16 protein-coding genes and 1 pseudogene are annotated in these 16,720 nt (G+C 75.4%); all 17 read right to left on the bottom strand.

The genetic code is table 11. The annotated features are described in order from the left end of the window. Positions 1–16: 16 nt before the first annotated feature. Positions 17–787: a hypothetical protein gene (locus ACQPYN_RS04595; protein WP_433034051.1), complete on the bottom strand. Its 771-nt coding sequence runs from the start codon at positions 785–787 to the stop codon at positions 17–19. 152 nt (positions 788–939) lie between these two features. Next, on the bottom strand, positions 940–1,770 hold the full coding sequence (locus ACQPYN_RS04590; RefSeq protein ID WP_433034048.1) for a type III pantothenate kinase: 831 nt from the start codon (positions 1,768–1,770) through the stop codon (positions 940–942). Between the two features lie 191 nt (positions 1,771–1,961). Continuing rightward, a pseudogene (panD, locus tag ACQPYN_RS04585) lies at positions 1,962–2,408 on the bottom strand (aspartate 1-decarboxylase); the annotation flags it as partial. 1 nt (position 2,409) lies between these two features. Further along, a complete protein-coding gene (gene panC / locus ACQPYN_RS04580) occupies positions 2,410–3,309 on the bottom strand; it encodes a pantoate--beta-alanine ligase (RefSeq protein WP_433038720.1) in 900 nt (299 codons plus the stop codon). Between the two features lie 14 nt (positions 3,310–3,323). After that, positions 3,324–4,307, bottom strand: a complete 984-nt coding sequence (locus tag ACQPYN_RS04575; RefSeq protein ID WP_433034045.1) for a Rossmann-like and DUF2520 domain-containing protein — start codon at positions 4,305–4,307, stop codon at positions 3,324–3,326. 130 nt (positions 4,308–4,437) lie between these two features. After that, the gene (locus ACQPYN_RS04570) at positions 4,438–5,661 is read right to left on the bottom strand and encodes a PrsW family intramembrane metalloprotease (protein ID WP_433034043.1); all 1,224 of its coding nucleotides are present in this window, start codon (positions 5,659–5,661) and stop codon (positions 4,438–4,440) included. Between the two features lie 48 nt (positions 5,662–5,709). Beyond that, the gene (locus tag ACQPYN_RS04565) at positions 5,710–6,669 is read right to left on the bottom strand and encodes a DUF6779 domain-containing protein (protein ID WP_433034040.1); all 960 of its coding nucleotides are present in this window, start codon (positions 6,667–6,669) and stop codon (positions 5,710–5,712) included. 89 nt (positions 6,670–6,758) lie between these two features. Then, a complete protein-coding gene (locus ACQPYN_RS04560) occupies positions 6,759–7,238 on the bottom strand; it encodes a DUF3180 domain-containing protein (RefSeq protein ID WP_433034037.1) in 480 nt (159 codons plus the stop codon). Beyond that, complete coding sequence (gene folK / locus ACQPYN_RS04555; protein WP_433034034.1) at positions 7,238–7,741, bottom strand: 2-amino-4-hydroxy-6-hydroxymethyldihydropteridine diphosphokinase; 504 nt, start codon at positions 7,739–7,741, stop codon at positions 7,238–7,240. The genes ACQPYN_RS04560 and folK overlap by 1 nt, the downstream gene beginning before the upstream one ends. After that, positions 7,738–8,112: a dihydroneopterin aldolase gene (folB, locus tag ACQPYN_RS04550; protein ID WP_433034031.1), complete on the bottom strand. Its 375-nt coding sequence runs from the start codon at positions 8,110–8,112 to the stop codon at positions 7,738–7,740. The genes folK and folB overlap by 4 nt, the downstream gene beginning before the upstream one ends. Continuing rightward, positions 8,109–8,927 carry a dihydropteroate synthase gene (gene folP, locus ACQPYN_RS04545; protein ID WP_433038718.1) on the bottom strand — a complete coding sequence of 273 codons (819 nt, stop codon included), beginning with the start codon at positions 8,925–8,927 and terminating at the stop codon, positions 8,109–8,111. The genes folB and folP overlap by 4 nt, the downstream gene beginning before the upstream one ends. 70 nt (positions 8,928–8,997) lie before the next feature. After that, the gene (gene folE, locus ACQPYN_RS04540) at positions 8,998–9,612 is read right to left on the bottom strand and encodes a GTP cyclohydrolase I FolE (protein ID WP_433038716.1); all 615 of its coding nucleotides are present in this window, start codon (positions 9,610–9,612) and stop codon (positions 8,998–9,000) included. Between the two features lie 106 nt (positions 9,613–9,718). Then, positions 9,719–12,283 (bottom strand): ATP-dependent zinc metalloprotease FtsH, encoded by a 2,565-nt coding sequence (gene ftsH / locus ACQPYN_RS04535; RefSeq protein ID WP_433034028.1) that lies wholly within the window; start codon positions 12,281–12,283, stop codon positions 9,719–9,721. 169 nt (positions 12,284–12,452) lie between these two features. Continuing rightward, positions 12,453–14,024 carry a helicase HerA-like domain-containing protein gene (locus ACQPYN_RS04530; protein ID WP_433034024.1) on the bottom strand — a complete coding sequence of 524 codons (1,572 nt, stop codon included), beginning with the start codon at positions 14,022–14,024 and terminating at the stop codon, positions 12,453–12,455. 91 nt (positions 14,025–14,115) lie between these two features. Further along, complete coding sequence (locus ACQPYN_RS04525; protein WP_433034021.1) at positions 14,116–14,778, bottom strand: hypothetical protein; 663 nt, start codon at positions 14,776–14,778, stop codon at positions 14,116–14,118. Between the two features lie 25 nt (positions 14,779–14,803). Beyond that, the gene (locus ACQPYN_RS04520; RefSeq protein ID WP_433034018.1) at positions 14,804–16,012 is read right to left on the bottom strand and encodes an ABC transporter permease; all 1,209 of its coding nucleotides are present in this window, start codon (positions 16,010–16,012) and stop codon (positions 14,804–14,806) included. After that, a complete protein-coding gene (locus ACQPYN_RS04515) occupies positions 16,009–16,719 on the bottom strand; it encodes an ABC transporter ATP-binding protein (RefSeq protein ID WP_433034015.1) in 711 nt (236 codons plus the stop codon). The genes ACQPYN_RS04520 and ACQPYN_RS04515 overlap by 4 nt, the downstream gene beginning before the upstream one ends. Between the last annotated feature and the right edge of the window lies 1 nt (position 16,720).

Here is a 16,720-nt window from a genome sequence, read left to right as displayed (position 1 = left end):
CACGCCTCTTCCGGCGTCAGCCGCCCGCGCACAGACTGCCGCGGTCGGCGACCCGGTACTGCGGGGTGGTGGCGTCGGTGCTGCCGGCACTGCCGCCGGCGGCTGCCGTCACGGCCATGAACGGGGAGTGCCGGTAGACGTCGACGACCACCGGGGTGGCTCCGACGCCGGGGACGTCGACGGTGCCGGTGTACTGGGTGCGGCAGTCGTCCTGCGCGCGCTGCGTCAGCCCCGAGCCTCCCCACTCCCGCACCATCGTGTCCTGGAAGGTGTCGGTGGGCGCGGTGTACTCGTAGAAGGCGAACACCGTGCCGTCGCCCTGCCCGGTGCAGCTCAGCCCCTCCGAGCTCATCGGGATCTGCGCGTCGGCGGTCGCCGGGGTGCAGGTGCCGTTGCCCCCGAACATGCTGGTCAGCGTGTACGGGCTCGACGGGGGCCCGCTCTGGGCCGGCGGCGCGGCGGGCCCGGGCGCCGGAGGTGCCGGCAGCGCCCGGGCCATGATCGTCACGGCGAGGACGATCCCGCCGAGCAGGACCAGGCCGAGGACGGCCGCGATCAGCGCCGTCCTCCCGCGCCGGGGCGGCGGCGGCGGTGCCGGCGGCATCCAGGGGGGCGGTCCGGCGCCGTAGGGGGTCGGGGGTCCGTAGCCGTAGGACAGCCCGGCCGGCGGGACGTCACCCCGGCGGGGTGCGGGGACGAAGGGGTGGGGCGCCGGCGGCGGCATCGTCGGCCAGGACGTCCCGGGGTGGGGTCCGGCGCCGTAGGGATGCTCGTGGATCTGGCTCATGGTCGTTCCTCCGGCGGGCCGTGCGCGGCGTGTCCGTGCCGGTCCGAGCCTGCGCGGCGGCGCCTCGGCCCTCCATCGGGCGCGCCCCGTCCCGGGTCGGGCAGGCCCTCGGCCGGGCGCGGGGGCGTGCCCCACTTCGGCGAGGTGGTGCCTCAGGACCGGGTCGCCCGCCGGGCGGCCCGGTCGTCGCGCCGCTCGCGCCACCGGCGGTGCACCGTGCGCAGGCCGAGCAGGGTCAGGTCGGGCACGTGCTCGGTGACGGTCGCGCACTCGCCGACCACCAGCGGGGCCAGGCCGCCCGAGGCCAGCACCGCGACCGGCGCGCGCCCCTCGGGGTCGCGGCTGGTGATCTCGCGGGCCACGCGGGTCACGAGGCCGTCGACCATGGCCGCGGCGCCGAGGACCAGCCCGGCCTGCATGCTCTCGACGGTGTTGCGCCCGAGCACCGAGCGGGGGACCACGAGCTCCACCGGACGCAGCGCGGCGGCACGGACGGCGAGCGCCTCGGCGGACACGGCGACGCCCGCGGCGATCGCCCCGCCGAGGAACTCGCCGCGCGCCGACACCGCGTCCACCGTCGTCGACGTCCCGAACGTGACGACGACGCACGGCCCGCCGTGGCGCTCGTAGGCGGCGAGAGCCTGGACGACGCGGTCGGCGCCGACCTCCTTGGGGTTGTCGACGAGCAGCGGCACACCGGTGCGGACGCCGGGCTCGACGAGCAGGTGGTCCAGCCCCGCGAAGTGCCGGGTCACCATCCCCCGCAGCTCGCGCAGCAGCGCCGGCACCGTCGACAGGGCCGCGACCGCCGACACGTCACCGACCCGGGTGCCGAGCAGACCGCGCACCAGCAGCGCGAGCTCGTCGCCCGTGGCCCGCGGCTCGGTGCGCAGGCGCGCGTCCCAGACCGCGGCGCCGGTCTCGTCGTCCGGGTAGAGGGCGAGCGCGGTCTGGGTGTTGCCGACGTCCACGCAGAGCAGCACGACGGCCGCGCCCTCCCCCCGGGTGCCGGGCCCTAGTGGTCGGCGGACAGCAGCGCGTCGAGGCGCCGGGCGTCGGTGGTCTCGGCGGGCTTGCGGCCCGACCGCCCGCCGCGACGGTTCGACTGCTCCCGGGGCGGCGCAGCCGGCTCGGCGCCCCAGCCGGTGCCGACCGTCGTCATCGCGGGCCCGGCGACGGCCTCGCGGCGCGCGGCGGGGCGGGCCTCGGTGCCGGGGCGCAGCAGGGACGTCGTCGGCGCGGCGGCGGGCACCCGGGCCGGGTCGGCGCCGCGGTCGAGGACGCGGTTCGCCTCGTCGACGAACACGACGCGCGGCTGGTACGTGCGGGCCTCCGCGTCGTCCATCACCCCGTAGGAGATGAGGATGACGAGGTCGCCGGGCGACACCAGGTGCGCGGCCGCGCCGTTGATCCCGATGACCCCCGAGCCGGCGGGGCCGGTGATCACGTAGGTCTCGAGGCGGGCGCCGTTGGTGACGTCGACGATCGCCACCTGCTCGCCGGGGAGCAGGTCCGCGGCCCGCATGAGGTCCTCGTCGACGGTCACCGAGCCCACGTAGTGCAGGTTCGCGTCCGTGACCGTCGCACGGTGGATCTTGGACTTCAGCATCGTGCGCTGCACGTCAGACTCTCCTCACGAGGGACACCGCGGCGTTGTCGATCAGTCGGGTGGAGCCGGCCCGGGCCGCCACGAGGAGCCGTGCCGGGCCGATGGTCGGGTTCGGGGCGAGGTCGTCGTCCCGCAGCTCGAGGTAGTCGACCTGCAGGCCCGGCTCGGCGGCCAGGACGGCGTTCGCGGCGTCGAGCACCGCGGCCGCGCCCTCCTCGCCGGCGTACTGCCCCGCGGACAGCGCGGCCGACAGCGCGACCGCCGCGGCGCGCTCGTCCGGCGACAGGTAGGCGTTGCGGCTCGACAGGGCCAGCCCGTCGGGCTCGCGGACCGTCGGGACGCCGACGACGTGGATGTCGATGTCGAGGTCGCGCACCATCCGCTTGATCAGCGCGAGCTGCTGGTAGTCCTTCTCGCCGAAGAACGCGACGTCCGGGACGGCGATCGCGAAGAGCTTGTTCACCACCGTGAGCATCCCGGCGAAGTGCCCGGGGCGGATCGCGCCCTCGAGCTCGTCACCCAGCGGCCCGGGGTCGATCGAGGTGGCGAAGCCCTCCGGGTACATGTCCTCGACCCCGGGCGCGAACACCAGCTCGACGCCCTCCTCCCGGCACATCTCGAGGTCGCCCTCGAAGGCGCGCGGATAGCGGCCGAAGTCCTCGTTCGGCCCGAACTGGCGGGGGTTCACGAAGATCGAGACGACGGTCGTGGAGCCCGGGACGCCCCGCGCGCGGCGCATCAGCTCGCGGTGGCCCTCGTGCAGCGCACCCATCGTGGGCACGAGGTTGACGCGACGGCCGGCACCACGCAGGGCCTTCGTGACGCGGCGCAGCGCGGTCGGGTCGCGCTGCACCGTGAGCCGGTCGGCGTGGTACTGCGGACGGGCGCGACCGACGAGGTCGTGCGTGCGCAGGCTGGAGGGCTTGGTCACGAGCGGGGCCTCTCGGCGAGGGCGTCCACCACGTCCTGCGCGGCGGTCGGGTCGAGCAGACCGCCGGCGCGGGCGCGCTCGGCGGTGCGCCGGGCCAGCGCCCGGTAGAGCGGCACGGCGTCGGGGGCCCGCTCCTGGAGGTGACGGACGTGGGTGGCGATCGTGCCGGCGTCGCCGCGCACGACGGGGCCGGTGAGCGCGCGGTCGCCGTGGCGCAGGGCGTTGTCCAGGGCCGCGGACAGCAGTGGCGCCAGGACCCGCTCGGCGGGCTCGATGCCGGCGCCGGAGAGCAGGTCGGCGGCCTCGCGCACGAGCGTGACCAGGTGGTTCGCCCCGTGCGCCAGCGCCGCGTGGTACAGCGGGCGGACGGCCTCGGGGATGCGCACCGGCTCGGCGCCCATCTCGACCACCAGTGCCTCGCCGACGAGCCAGGCGGCCTCCGCGTCCTCCCCCGGGCCCTCGGGGGCGGTGACGCCGACGCAGGCGCCGGTGAGGCGCGCGACGTCCTCGGCCCGCCCGGTGATGGTCATCGCCGGGTGCAGGGCGATCGGCAGCACGTCGTACTCGGCGGCGGGGGCCAGCACGCCGACCCCGGCCGCGCCGCAGGTGTGGACGACGATCTGGCCGGGACGCAGGCAGTCGGACGCCGCGAGGCCCCGGACCAGGCCGGGCAGCACGTCGTCGGGCACCGCGAGCAGCACGAGGTCGGCACGACGCACGACCTCGTCGGGCGGGAGGATCTCGGCGCCGGGCAGGAGCTCCTCGACCCGGGCGCGCGACGCGCGGGAGACCGCGGAGGCGGCGACGACCTGGTGGCCGGCGTTCGCGAGCGCGGCGCCCAGCACCGCGCCGACCCGCCCGGCGGAGACCACGCCGACCGCGAGCCGCGAGCCCTCACGAGGAGCCGGGGTCGCGCTTGCGGACGGATCGGGGGAGCCCTGCTCCCACCGCCCGGCGCCCCCGTCGGCGTCGGTGCTCACACGCCACCTCACTCGTTCGGCTCGTTCCCGTCCCGCCAGCGCGGGTACCGGACGATCACTGGCACCCACGGTAGTCGTCGGGGGCGGCGACGGCCGCCGCGGTGAGCGGGTTCACGCCCGCGGGGCGGCCTCAGACGCCGGGCGGGCGCGCCGGTGGCCCGCCGGGCCAGGACGGCGGCGGGCCGACGTGGCCCTGGGTCGGCGCTCCGGCCGGACCCTGGACGCCCGGCGCGTTGACCGCGGCGAGGCGGGCGCGCACGACGTTGTCGAGGAGCTCCGCATGCCAGTCGGGCCGCGGCGGCAGGGCCCCGCGCTCGGCCCGGGCGCGCAGGAACGCGAGCTCGGTGACCGCGTGCTGGTAGTCCTCGACCGCCCGCGCTGCGGGTGCCCCGGCCCGCCGGTGCACCGCCGTGCGCCAGCGCCGCCGTCCGGTGAGGCTGGAGAGCAGCGGGACCTCGCTGGGCGCGATCCACCCGGCGGCCGCGAACCCCGGCATCTGGCGGGCGAGCACCTCGCGCTCGCGCCGTCGCTGCCACACGACGAGCCCGATCATGCCGGCGAAGAGCGGGAGCATGATCAGTACGTAGACGCCGAAGAAGCCGGCGCCGAGCTGCGTCGACGAGTTCCACAGCGCGTGCAGGATGACCGCGAGCACGTAGCCGCCGAGCACCGCCAGGGTGCCGACGACGCGCGAGCGCGCCTGCGACGCGATCCCCACCCCGATGCCGATCATGGCTGTGAACAGCGGGTGCGCGAACGGCGAGAGCACCCCGCGCAGCACGAAGGTCGCGAGCACGGCGGTGCCCGGCGCGCCCTCGGCGTCGGTGAAGGCGCGCCCGAAGTAGATGATGTTCTCGGTGAACGCGAAGCCCGCTGCCGTGATGCCGGCGTAGACGACGCCGTCGACGATCCCGTCGAACTCCCGGCGCCGGACCAGCAGGAGCCCGACGACGAACGCGCCCTTGACGAACTCCTCGACCAGCGGCGCCGAGATCACCGCGCCGATCACGTCGCCCTGACCGCGCCCGAGCAGCAGCTCGGCGGCGATGATCGCGCTGGAGTTGATGACGACCGCGACGAGCGCCGAGAGCCCGGCACCCCAGAGGAACGCCGCGAGCAGCAGCCGCGGCGGCTCGGGCTCGAACCGGTCGATCCAGAGGAACGCCGCCACGACCGGGGCCACGGGGACCAGCGCGAGCACCACGCCGATGACGACGCCGACGACCCCGATCTCGGTGCTCGCCAGTCCGACCGTCACGAGCCCGCACACGCCGAGCACGATCAGGCCGACGACAGGCCACACGAGCGTGCGGCGCTGCTGCGGCGCGAGCCGTACCGGAGGGGCGATCACCATTGGGGAGGGTAACGACTCCTCCCCGGCGCAGCCCGCCCGACCGCCGGGTCAGGGCTCCCGGCGGCGCCTCCCGCCGGTGCGGCCGGTGGCGGCGTGGGCGGCCAGGAGCTCGGCGACGGTGCGCCCGCCGGAGTCGGAGTCGGTGGCCCGGCGGGACGTCTCGTCGGCGCCTGCGCGGCGCCCGGAGCGCTCGCCGGGCTGCTCCGGCACCGGGTCCGCGGAGGGTTCGTACCCGGCCGAGCGCACGTACTGGTCGACGAACGACCCGGTGGCGAGCAGCGACGGGTCGGCCGGGGTCGGCGAGGGATCGGCCCGGGGCGGGGGCGGCGACACGGGCCGCGACGTCACCGCGCGTCGGCCGTCCGCGGCCCCGCCGGAGCGGGGCGCGGGCGCCACGGGCACGGCCGGGCGGAGGGGCGCGGGCGGCGGGACCGGCGGCGGGACGGCGGCGGGCCGTCCGGCCGGCAGCGGCCCGGAGTCACCGACGACCCGCAGGCGCGTGTCCCGCGGCCGGGGCGCCAGGGGTTGCAGGGGCCGAGGCGGGACCGGCATCCCGGTCGACTGGAGCGTGACGGCGTCGGCGCCGGTGTCGACGCGCATCCGCTCGAGCTGCTCGCGCAGGAGCGCGGCGTCCTCGCGGGCCTTCTCGGCCGCGCGCTCCGACTCCTCCCGCGCGGCGGCCTCGCGGGCCAGCTGCAGGTCGTGGTCGCGGCGCAGGGCGGCGAGTTTCTCGTCGGCCTCGTCCTGGGCCGCGGCGAGGTCGGCGGCGGCGTCCTGTGCCGCCTCGGCCGCTCCCGCCGCCCCGCGGGAATGGCGGGCGACCAGGATGCCGGCGACGACGGCGGCCCAGAGGGCGGCGACCACGCCGAGGCGCAGCCAGCGGGCGTCGTCGGCGAGCACCACCGCGGCGGCGGCCAGCGCCGCGAGCGTCGCCGCCGTGGCCAGCAGCGCCGCGCGGCGGCGGTCGGGGCCGGCGCGTCCGCGCAGCTCCCCGTCCGGGGTGCTCATCGACGCAGGATAGCCCCGGGCCGGAACGGTCCTGGTCACCCGGCCGGACGAGCGCGTGGTCGCGACCGGCGACCGGCCCGCGGCCGCGGTCAGGGCCGCCGCCGATCCGGGTCGTCCCGGTCGTCGCCCTGGTCGTCGGGGATGCGCAGGCAGTACTCCAGCCAGAGCCCCGCGCCGAGCAGCACCGCGCTGCCGACCACGCCGACGATCGCGCTCGCGGTGTCCGCGCCCGCGGCGTCGACCTGCCCGCGCAGCGGGAGCACGTAGGCCAGGACGCCCAGCCACGCGCCCCCGAGCACCGCGCCGGCCACCGACGACGCCTTGGCCAGGGCGACCGCGCGGGCCGTGGCCAGCGCGTCGACCGGGCGGGAGCCGGGCCGGCGCCGGATGCGGGCGCGCAGCACCGCCGCGAGGACGAGCTCGGCGAGGCCCAGCACGAGCGGGGTGAGCCCGGCGAGCAGGGGCAGCGGCGGTAGGTCGCCGTAGGCCACCTGCACCGCGAGGTTGACCGCCAGCCCGACGGCGACCGCGGCGACCACCAGCAGCGACGGACTCGTGCGCGTCCTCATCACGACACCGGCGCCGTGGGGTCGGCGCGCACCCCGTCGCGCTCGGCCGCGGGCAGCGCGGCGAGCAGGTCGGCGACCCGGCCGTGCCCCGCGATCCGGGCCTCGGGGTCGACGTCGAGCCAGGGCACGAGCACGAACGCCCGCTCCGCGGCGCGCGGGTGCGGCAGCGTGAGCTCGGGGTCGTCGCTGGTGGTCCCGTCCACGTCGAGCACGTCGACGTCGAGCGTGCGCGGACCCCAGCGGACGTCGCGCGTACGGCCGGCGCGGCTCTCCGCGGCCCGGGCCCGGGCGAGCCAGTCGCGCGGACGCGAGTTCGGGTCCTCGACGACGACGACGGCGTTGAGGAAGTCGTCTTGGTCGACCCCGCCCCACGGCGCGGTCGCGTAGACCGGCGACACGGCCACCACCCGGGCGCCCGCGGCGCGCAGCGTGGCCAGCGCACTGCGCAGGTTCGCGGCGCGGTCGCCGATGTTCGAGCCCAGCGACAGCACGGCCCGGCTCATCGGCGCTCCCCCTCCCGGGACCGCCGCACCACCACCGCGACGTCGTCGAACGGCACGGTGATCGGGGCCTGCGGCTTGTGGAGGGTCACCTCGACGGCGGCGACCCGCTCGTCGTCGAGCACCCGCTGCGCGACCTCGGCCGCCACCGCCTCGATCAACCGCCGCGGCGGGCCGGCGACGACGGCCGCGGCGCCCTCGGCCAACGCGCCGTAGTCGACGGTGTCGGCGAGGTCGTCGGACGCCCCGGCCTTCGCGAGGTCGACGTCGAGCACCAGGTCGAGGACGAAGTCCTGCCCGTCCCGGCGCTCGTGGTCGAACACGCCGTGATGCCCCCGTACCTGGAGACCGCGCAGGGCGATGCGATCGCTCACGGCTCGATCTCCGCCGGCGAGGTCCCCCAGGACCACGCCGCCGCGACGGCCACGGCGTCCAGCGACGGGCCGACCTCGTGCACCCGCACGCCCCAGGCGCCGTTGGCGGCGGCGAGCGCCGAGACGGCGGCGGTCGCGATCTCCCGGCCGTCGGGCGGGCGGGGCGTGCCGTCGTCGTCCGCGAGCAGGGCGCCGAGGAAGCGCTTGCGCGAGGCCCCGACCAGCACCGGGAAGCCGAGGCCGGTGAAGACCGAGAGCTTGCGCAGGATCTGCCAGTTGTGCGAGGCGGTCTTGGCGAACCCGAGACCCGGGTCGAGCACCAGCAGCGACGGATCGACGCCGGCGAGCACCGCGCGGTCGACCTGCTCGACCATCTCGGCGCGGACCTCGCCGATGACGTCCTCGTAGGAGGCCAGCTCGACCATCCGGTCGCTCGGGCCGCGCCAGTGCATGATCACCCACGGCACGCCGGCCTCCGCCACCGTGCGCGCCATGTGCGGGTCGGCCAGACCGCCCGACACGTCGTTGATCATGCTGGCGCCCGCCTCGACGGCCGCGGCGGCGACGGCCGCGCGCGTGGTGTCGACGGTGACCCGCACGCCGGCCGCCACCAGGTCCCGGATCACGGGCACGACCCGCGCCGTCTCGGTGGCGGCGTCGACCCGTTCCGCGCCGGGCCGGGTGGACTCGCCACCGACGTCGACGAGGTCGGCACCGCGCTGGTGCAGGTCGATGCCGTGGGCGACCGCGTGGTCGCGGTCCAGCCAGCGACCGCCGTCCGAGAACGAGTCCGGCGTCACGTTGAGCACGCCCATCACGACGCACCGGCCCGGATCGGGCAACCGGTGCGATCGGGGCGGCGGGGAGCCGCCGGGCACCCCCACCTCAGCCGCCCCGGATGAGGTTGAGGGCCTCCGCCCGGGTGCTGGCCGAGGTCTTGAAGCTGCCGCGCACGGCCGACGTCGTCGTGCGGGCGCCGGGCTTGCGGACGCCGCGCGACGACATGCACAGGTGCTCGGCGTCGATCACGACGAGCGCCCCCCGGGTGTCGAGGCGCTCGGCGAGGGCGTCGGCGATCTGGGTGGTCAGACGCTCCTGCACCTGCGGGCGTCGGGCGTAGAGGTCGACGAGCCGGGCGAGCTTGCTCAGGCCCGTGACGAGCCCTCCCGGTCCGGGGATGTAGGCGACGTGCGCGACCCCGTGGAAGGGCAGCAGGTGGTGCTCGCACATCGAGAACATCGGGATGTCCCGGACGAGGACGAGCTCGTCGTGGTTCTCGGAGAACGTGCGGTCGAGCACGGCAGGCGGGTCGGCGCGCAGGCCGGCGAACAGCTCCTGGTAGGAGCGCGCCACCCGGCCCGGCGTGTCTCGCAGGCCCTCGCGGTCGGGGTCCTCGCCGATGGCGACCAGCAGCTCGCGCACGGCGGCCTCGGCGCGCTCGGCGTCGAACGGCGGCAGCTCCGGCGCCGGGCCGGTGCCGTTCGACGGCTGGCCGTCCAGTTCCTTGCTGGTCGTCACGTCTCCCTCGCGGTCTTCCTCGACCGGGCCGGCGGACAGCCGGCCCCTTGGTCCAGCGGTGGGCCCAGCGGTCGGTCCACCGGTGGCCTCAGCCCTGGCCGCGCGGGGTGTCCCGTCCGTCCGTGCCGGACGAGCCGGTGGTGCCGTCGGACCCGTCGTGGCCCCAGCCCGTGGACGACGGACCGGTGTGCCGACCCTCGGGTCGACCCTCCGGCCAGCCGTCCGACCGGCCCTCGCGGGTTCGGCCATCCGGGTCACCGTACGGGTTCGGCACGGATTCGCCCGCCGGGCGTGACGCGCCGTACTGGCCCGGGCCCTGCGCCTGGCCCTGTCCCTGGCCGCCGGAACGACCGGCCCCGCCCGGGTTCCACGTCGTGCCGTGCGGCACGGTCGCGGGCGTCCAGCCGGGAGGGGCACCGTAGTTCGGCGCCACCGACGACGGCTTGTCCTCGGCGGAGCGACGGCCGCCGCCACCGTTCGAGCCGGCGCCGGCACCGCTGCGGTAGACGTCCGGGATGCCCTGGGTGGGCGTGCCCTGGGGCGGGGTGGGCGACTGGTGGCCGTCGTGGGGACGCTCGTGCCCGTTGCCCGCGGCGTGGGCCCCGTAGGAGCCGTTGACGGCCGGCACCGCCGCGTGCCCGTTGCCGGCGACGGAGCCGACCGTGGCGGGCTCCTCGCGCTGCTCGCCGGGCGGGGGCCACGGCTCGCCACGCTCGGCGGCCTGCTCGCGTCGCGTCTTGATCGGCGGCCGGTCCGAGGGCACGCGCTCACCGAAGTCGTTGAACGCGGTGATGCGGGGCCGCTTGGTGACCGACGCGAAGATCCGCTCGAGGTCGCGGCGCTGCAGCGTCTCGTGCTCGATCAGCTCACCGGTCAGCGCGTCGAGCGCGTCGCGGTGGACGTTGAGGATGTCCCACGCCTCGGTGTGCGCCGCCTCGATGAGCTTGCGCACCTCCTCGTCGATCTCGTGGGCGACCTCGAGCGAGTAGTCGGGCTGCCGGCCCGCCGAGCGGCCGAGGAACGGCTCGCCCTGCTCCTGCCCGTACTTGACCGCGCCGAGCTTGGCGCTCATGCCGTACTCGGTGACCATCGCGCGGGCGATCTTCGTGGCCTGCTCGATGTCGGACGACGCCCCGGTGGTGGGCTCGTGGAACACGAGCTCCTCCGCCGAGCGTCCGCCCATCGCGAACACCAGGCGCGCCAGCATCTCCGAGCGGGTCATGAGCTCCTTGTCGTCCTCGGGGACGACGAGCGCGTGACCGCCGGTGCGGCCGCGCGGGAGGATCGTGACCTTGTAGACCGGCTCGATGTCCGGCATCGCCCACGCGGCCAGCGCGTGGCCCGCCTCGTGGTAGGCCGCGACCTTCTTCTCCTGCTCGGAGATGATGCGGCTCTTGCGGGCGGGGCCGCCGATCACGCGGTCCACCGACTCCTCGAGCGCGGCGCTGTCGATCTGGGTCTTGCCCAGCCGGGCGGTGAGCAGCGCGGCCTCGTTGATGACGTTGGCGAGGTCGGCGCCGGAGAACCCGACCGTGCGCTTGGCGAGACCGTCGAGGTCCGCCTCCGGGGCGAGCGGCTTGCCCGCGGAGTGCACCGCGAGGATCGCGCGGCGGCCGGCGAGGTCCGGCGCGGCCACGGGGATCTGGCGGTCGAAGCGGCCGGGCCGCAGCAGCGCCGGGTCGAGGATGTCGGGCCGGTTGGTGGCGGCGATGAGGATGATGCCGCCGCGGGCGTCGAACCCGTCCATCTCGACGAGCAGCTGGTTGAGCGTCTGCTCGCGCTCGTCGTGGCCGCCGCCCATGCCGGCGCCGCGGTGGCGGCCGACGGCGTCGATCTCGTCGACGAACACGATGCAGGGGGAGTTCTGCTTGGCCTGCTCGAACAGGTCGCGCACGCGGGAGGCGCCGACACCGACGAACATCTCCACGAAGTCCGAGCCGGAGATCGTGTAGAAGGGCACGCCCGCCTCGCCGGCGACCGCGCGCGCCAGCAGCGTCTTTCCGGTGCCGGGCGGACCGTAGAGCAGGACGCCCTTGGGGATCTTGGCACCGAGCTGCTGGTAGCGGGCCGGGTTCTGGAGGAAGTCCTTGATCTCGTAGAGCTCCTCCACCGCCTCGTTCGCCCCGGCGACGTCGGAGAACGTGGTCTTCGGCATGTCCTTGTTGAGCTGCTTGGCCTTGGACTTGCCGAACGACAGGACGCGGTTGCCCCCGCCCTGGGAGTTCATCATCCAGAACAGCAGCAGGAGCACCAGGCCCAGCGGGATCAGGTAGATCAACATCTGGGTCAGGATCGAGTCCTGCGTGACCCGGGTGTCGAAGCCCGACCCGGCCGGGTTCTCGCGGACCAGGGCGAACACCTGGTCGGTCGCGGCGGCGGGGTACTGCGCGTAGATCTGGTTGGTCGTCGTGGGCGCGGCGCCGTCGACGCCGGGCACCTGCACGGGGTTGGTCAGCGTCAGGCGGAGACGCTGCTCCTTGTCCTCGATCGTGATCTCGGACGCGTTGCGGGCCTCGACCTGCTGCAGGGCGAGCGACGTCGGGGCCTCGGTGAACCCGCGGGTGTCGCTGAGCAGCGACGAGACCCCGAGGTAGACGAGGAAGAACACCACGATCCAGATGAGTGGATTGCGGAGAAGGCGCTTGCGGTCCATACGGTTGCGGCCTCCAGGCGGCCCTCGACCCTCCCCGGGTGGACCCTGCGGTCGGTGTCAGTCGTCTCGGCTCGGGGTCCGCCCACGCACGGACGTCCGTGGGGCCCTGATCTGCTCAATGTACCCCGCGGACCCGACGGTGGTCCGGGCGCGCAAGACCCGGTGGCCCTCAGCGACGGCGGCGCGCGGTCCCGAACAGCCCGCGGGTGATCTCACGACCGAGCTGGCTGGCGAGGGAGCGGACGAACGACTTCACCGCCGGGTTGGCCATGGCCTTCTCGACCATGCCCGGCCCCTCGTCCTCGGCGGGCGGCGGGGCCTGCGGCGGCGCCTCCTGCGGGGTCTGCTGCGGCGGCACCGGCTCGGCCGGTGGCGTGGCCGGCGCAGTCGTCGCCCCGGTGCGCGCCGCGAGCTTCTCGTGGGCCGACTCGCGGTCGATGGGCGTGCCGTACTTCGGCCACAGCGGCGAGCCCTGGGCCGCCTCGGTGACCGCGGGCTCCCCGATCGCGGCCATCAGCGAGCGCGGCGCGCGGATCCGCGTCCAGGCCACGGGCGTGGGCGCCCCCCGCTCGGAGAGCACGGTGACGAGGGCCTCGCCGGTGCCCAGCGTGGTGAGCAGCTCCTCGATGTCGTAGACCGCGCTCTTCGGGTACGTCCGCGCCGTCTTCGTCAGCGCCTTCTGGTCGTCCGGGGTGAACGCGCGCAGGGCGTGCTGCACGCGCGCCCCGAGCTGGGAGAGCACGTCGTTGGGGACGTCGGTGGGCTGCTGGGTGCAGAAGAAGACGCCGACGCCCTTGGAGCGGATGAGCTTGACCGTCTGCTCGATGCGGTCGAGGAACGCCTTCGAGGCGTCGCTGAAGAGCAGGTGCGCCTCGTCGAAGAAGAACACGAGCTTCGGCTTCTCGACGTCGCCGGCCTCGGGGAGCTCCTCGAACAGCTCGGCGAGCAGCCACATGAGGAACGTCGAGTACAGCGTGGGGTCGGCCTGCTGGTCGGCGAGCTCGAGCAGTGTCACCCGCCCCTTGCCGTCCGGCTCGACGACGAGCAGGTCCTCCGGGTCGAACTCGGGCTCGCCGAAGAACTCGTCGCCGCCCCGGGCCTCGAGGTTGACGAGCGCCCGCAGGATGACCCCGGCCGTCGACGCCGAGACCCCGCCGATGCCCTTGAGCTCGGCCTTGCCCTCGTCGGAGATCAGGTGCTGGATGACCGAGCGCAGGTCCTTGGTGTCCAGCAGCGCCAGACCCTGGCCGTCGGCCCAGTGGAAGATCAGCCCGAGCGTCGACTCCTGGGTCTCGTTGAGCCCGAGCACCTTGGACAGCAGGATCGGCCCGAACCCGGTGATCGTCGCGCGGACCGGCACGCCGATCCCCCGCCCCAGCGACAGGAACTGCACGGGGTAGGCGGTCGGCGCCCAGTCGTCCCCGGTCTCGTGCGCGCGCTGCGTGACGCGATCGGACGTCTCGCCGGCCCGGGCCAGCCCCGAGAGGTCGCCCTTGATGTCGGCGAGCAGCACCGGGACCCCGGCCGCGGAGCACTGCTCGGCGAGGTTCTGCAGCGTCTTGGTCTTGCCCGTGCCCGTCGCGCCGGCCACGAGACCGTGGCGGTTCAGCGTCGCGAACGGGATGCGGACGTGCGCCTCCGGCGCCGCGACGCCGTCGATCACGACGGCGCCCAGCTCGAGCGCTCCCGCCTCGGTCGCGTATCCGGCGGCGATCTCTGCAGCTGCACCCTGGTCGGCCACGGGGGGAGGCTAGCGGGCTCCGGGGGCGCGGGGGTGTCTCAGCATGGGGGCCATGCTGACGTTCATCGTCAGGACATCCCCCACGTCGGTCCTAGGACCCCGCGGGAACGTCCACGCGCACCGCGGTGATCGCCCCGTCCGCGCCGCGCTCGGCGTGCACCGTCACCTGCTGGCCCACGCGCAGGCCCGCCGGTCCGTCGGGGCGGGGGACGGCGACACCGGTGCCCGCCGTGGTGCGCAGCGGCGTGAGGGTGCCGTCGCCGGAGCGGACCGTGACGATCGGGAAGCCGCCGCCGGTCGGCTGGACGGACTCGACGACGCCGAGCAGGTCGGGCACCGAGCCGGGCCCGGTGTCCGGGGCGGTCGCGCGGCCGATGAAGGCGCCGAGCACCAGGCAGACGACCCCGCCGAGCACCAGCAGCAGGATGCGGGTCGAGCGCGCGAGCCCGGGCCGCTGCAGGCGCGTGGCCAGGTCGACGTCGTCGACGGGGCGGTCGAGCACCGACGCCGCGTCGTCCTGCCGGGGCGTCTGCCGGGTCTGCTGGGCAGGCCCCGACCGGCGCGCCGGGGGAGGCGGCACGGGGAACTGCTCGGTCGGCGCGGCGTCGGGCGGGTGCACCGCCGTGGGCGCGTCGGCGTCATGCCCGTCGTGGCCGTCACGCTCGTGGCTCGGGTCGCGGTCGTCCCGCGACGACGGGGTGTCCGTCGAGGTGTCCGTCGACGTCCCCTGGTCGGGGTCGGGCGGCTGGGTCACGGCTCCTCCTGGAGGTCCACTGCTGTCACTCCCGGCGCAGGGCGTCGATGGGCCGCAGGCGGGCGGCGCGGCGGGCGGGGTAGGCGCCGAAGAAGATGCCGATGGCGGCCGACACCGCGACGGCGGCCACCACCGCGGCGGGCAGGATCACGGGCCGGAAGTCGCCGAGCGGCACGAGCGTCCCGGCGTAGCCCACCGCGACACCGAGGATGCCGCCGACCACGCTGAGGATGATCGACTCGACGAGGAACTGCCCGAGGATCGCCGACGGCGGCGCCCCGAGGGCCTTGCGGATGCCGATCTCCCGGGTCCGTTCCGTGACCGACACCAGCATGATGTTCGTGATCCCGATCCCGCCGACGACCAGCGAGATCGCCGCGATGGCGGCGAGCAGCAGCGTGAACGCCGAGAGGGTCTGGTCGAGGACGTCGGCGAGCTGGCGCGCGCTGATCACCTGGTAGTCGCGGGCGTCGACGCCGTCGATGCCGTGCCGGCGGTCGAGGATCGAGTTGATCTCACTCTCGGCGGCCGCCTGCGCCTCGGTGGACCGGGCCTGCACGACGATCTGGCTCAGGTTGCCGAACCCCGTCAACGAGCCCTGTACGGCGGTCAGCGGAGCGAGGACGTTCTCGTCGGGGTTCGACAGCCCCTGCCCCTGGCCGGCCGGCGCGAGGGTGCCGATGACGAGGAACGGCACGTCGTCCACCAGCACGTTCTGGCCCACCGGGTCCGAGCCGGCGCCGAACAGGTCGTCGGCGACCGTGCGGCCGAGCAGCACGACCTTGCGGCCCGCCTCGACGTCGGCCTCGGTGTAGAAGCGGCCGGTGCCCATCTGCACGTTGGCGCCCGAGAAGTAGGACGGGGTGCTGCCGACGACGGTGACGTCGCTGGTCGCCCGGCCGGCGGCCGTGGTCGCCGAGAGCGTCACCACCGGGGACACCGACGCGACGTCCGGCGCGCCCTGGGGATCGGCGAGCGCCCGGGCGTCGGCCGAGGTCAGCGGGCGTCCGTCCGTGCCCGCGGTCTCGGGGGGCTGGCGCGGCAGGACCGTGATGCTGTTGGCGCCCAGGCCCGCGATCTGGCTCTGGATGTAGACCGAGGCCCCGTTGCCCAGCGCCGTGAGCAGGATGACCGCCGCGATGCCGATGATGATCCCGAGCATCGTCAGCAACGACCGCAGACGGTTGGCGATCAGGCCGCGCACCGCGAAGCGGACGATCTCGACGACACTCATCGCCGCGCCGCCTCGGTGAGCCGCCCGTCGGTGACCACGACGACGCGCTCGGCCCGCGCCGCCACCTCGTCGTCGTGGGTGATGATCACGATGGTGCGCCCCGCCTCGTGCAGGCGGTCGAACAGCCCGAGCACGTCGTGGGTGCTCGCCGTGTCGAGGTTGCCGGTGGGCTCGTCGGCCAGGAGCAGCGCCGGGGTCGTGACCAGGGCGCGGGCCACCGCGACCCGCTGCTGCTGCCCGCCGGAGAGCTGGTTGGGACGGTGGCCGGACCGTCCCTCGAGCCCGACCAGCGAGAGCGCCGCCTCCGCCCGCTCGCGGCGCACCCGCCGCCCGACGCCCGCGTAGACCAGCGGCAGCTCGACGTTGGCGAGCGCCGTGGTGCGCGGGATGAGGTTGAACGCCTGGAAGATGAAGCCGATCTGCCGGTTGCGCAGGACGGCCTGCTGGCGCTCGTCGAGGTTCGCGACGTCGAGACCCTCGAGCAGGTACCGGCCCGAGGTCGGGGCGTCGAGGCAGCCGAGCATGTTGAGCAGCGTCGACTTCCCCGACCCCGACTGGCCGACGACCGCGACGTACTCCCCGCGACGGACACTGAAGTCGACGTCCCGCAGCGCGTGCACCGCGGTCTCACCCTCGCCGTAGACCTTCGAGAGGCCGCGGACGTCGAGGACGTGCTCGACCTCCCCGACGCCCTCGATGGCCGACACC

Source organism: Actinomycetospora sp. CA-053990, from assembly GCF_050948445.1.
GTDB lineage: Bacteria > Actinomycetota > Actinomycetes > Mycobacteriales > Pseudonocardiaceae > Actinomycetospora > Actinomycetospora callitridis.
This window is presented reverse-complemented; position numbering and strand designations above follow the sequence as displayed.

What these genes read in the sequence shown, in the direction of transcription:
- folP (WP_433038718.1), bottom strand. Translation starts at nt 8,927, where the DNA reads ATGGGCGTGCTCAACGTGACGCCGGACTCGTTCTCGGACGGCGGTCGC.
- folK (WP_433034034.1), bottom strand. Translation starts at nt 7,741, where the DNA reads ATGAGCCGGGCCGTGCTGTCGCTGGGCTCGAACATCGGCGACCGCGCC.
- ftsH (WP_433034028.1), bottom strand. Translation starts at nt 12,283, where the DNA reads ATGGACCGCAAGCGCCTTCTCCGCAATCCACTCATCTGGATCGTGGTG.
- ACQPYN_RS04520 (WP_433034018.1), bottom strand. Translation starts at nt 16,012, where the DNA reads ATGAGTGTCGTCGAGATCGTCCGCTTCGCGGTGCGCGGCCTGATCGCC.
- ACQPYN_RS04560 (WP_433034037.1), bottom strand. Translation starts at nt 7,238, where the DNA reads ATGAGGACGCGCACGAGTCCGTCGCTGCTGGTGGTCGCCGCGGTCGCC.
- ACQPYN_RS04570 (WP_433034043.1), bottom strand. Translation starts at nt 5,661, where the DNA reads ATGGTGATCGCCCCTCCGGTACGGCTCGCGCCGCAGCAGCGCCGCACG.
- ACQPYN_RS04565 (WP_433034040.1), bottom strand. Translation starts at nt 6,669, where the DNA reads ATGAGCACCCCGGACGGGGAGCTGCGCGGACGCGCCGGCCCCGACCGC.
- ACQPYN_RS04595 (WP_433034051.1), bottom strand. Translation starts at nt 787, where the DNA reads ATGAGCCAGATCCACGAGCATCCCTACGGCGCCGGACCCCACCCCGGG.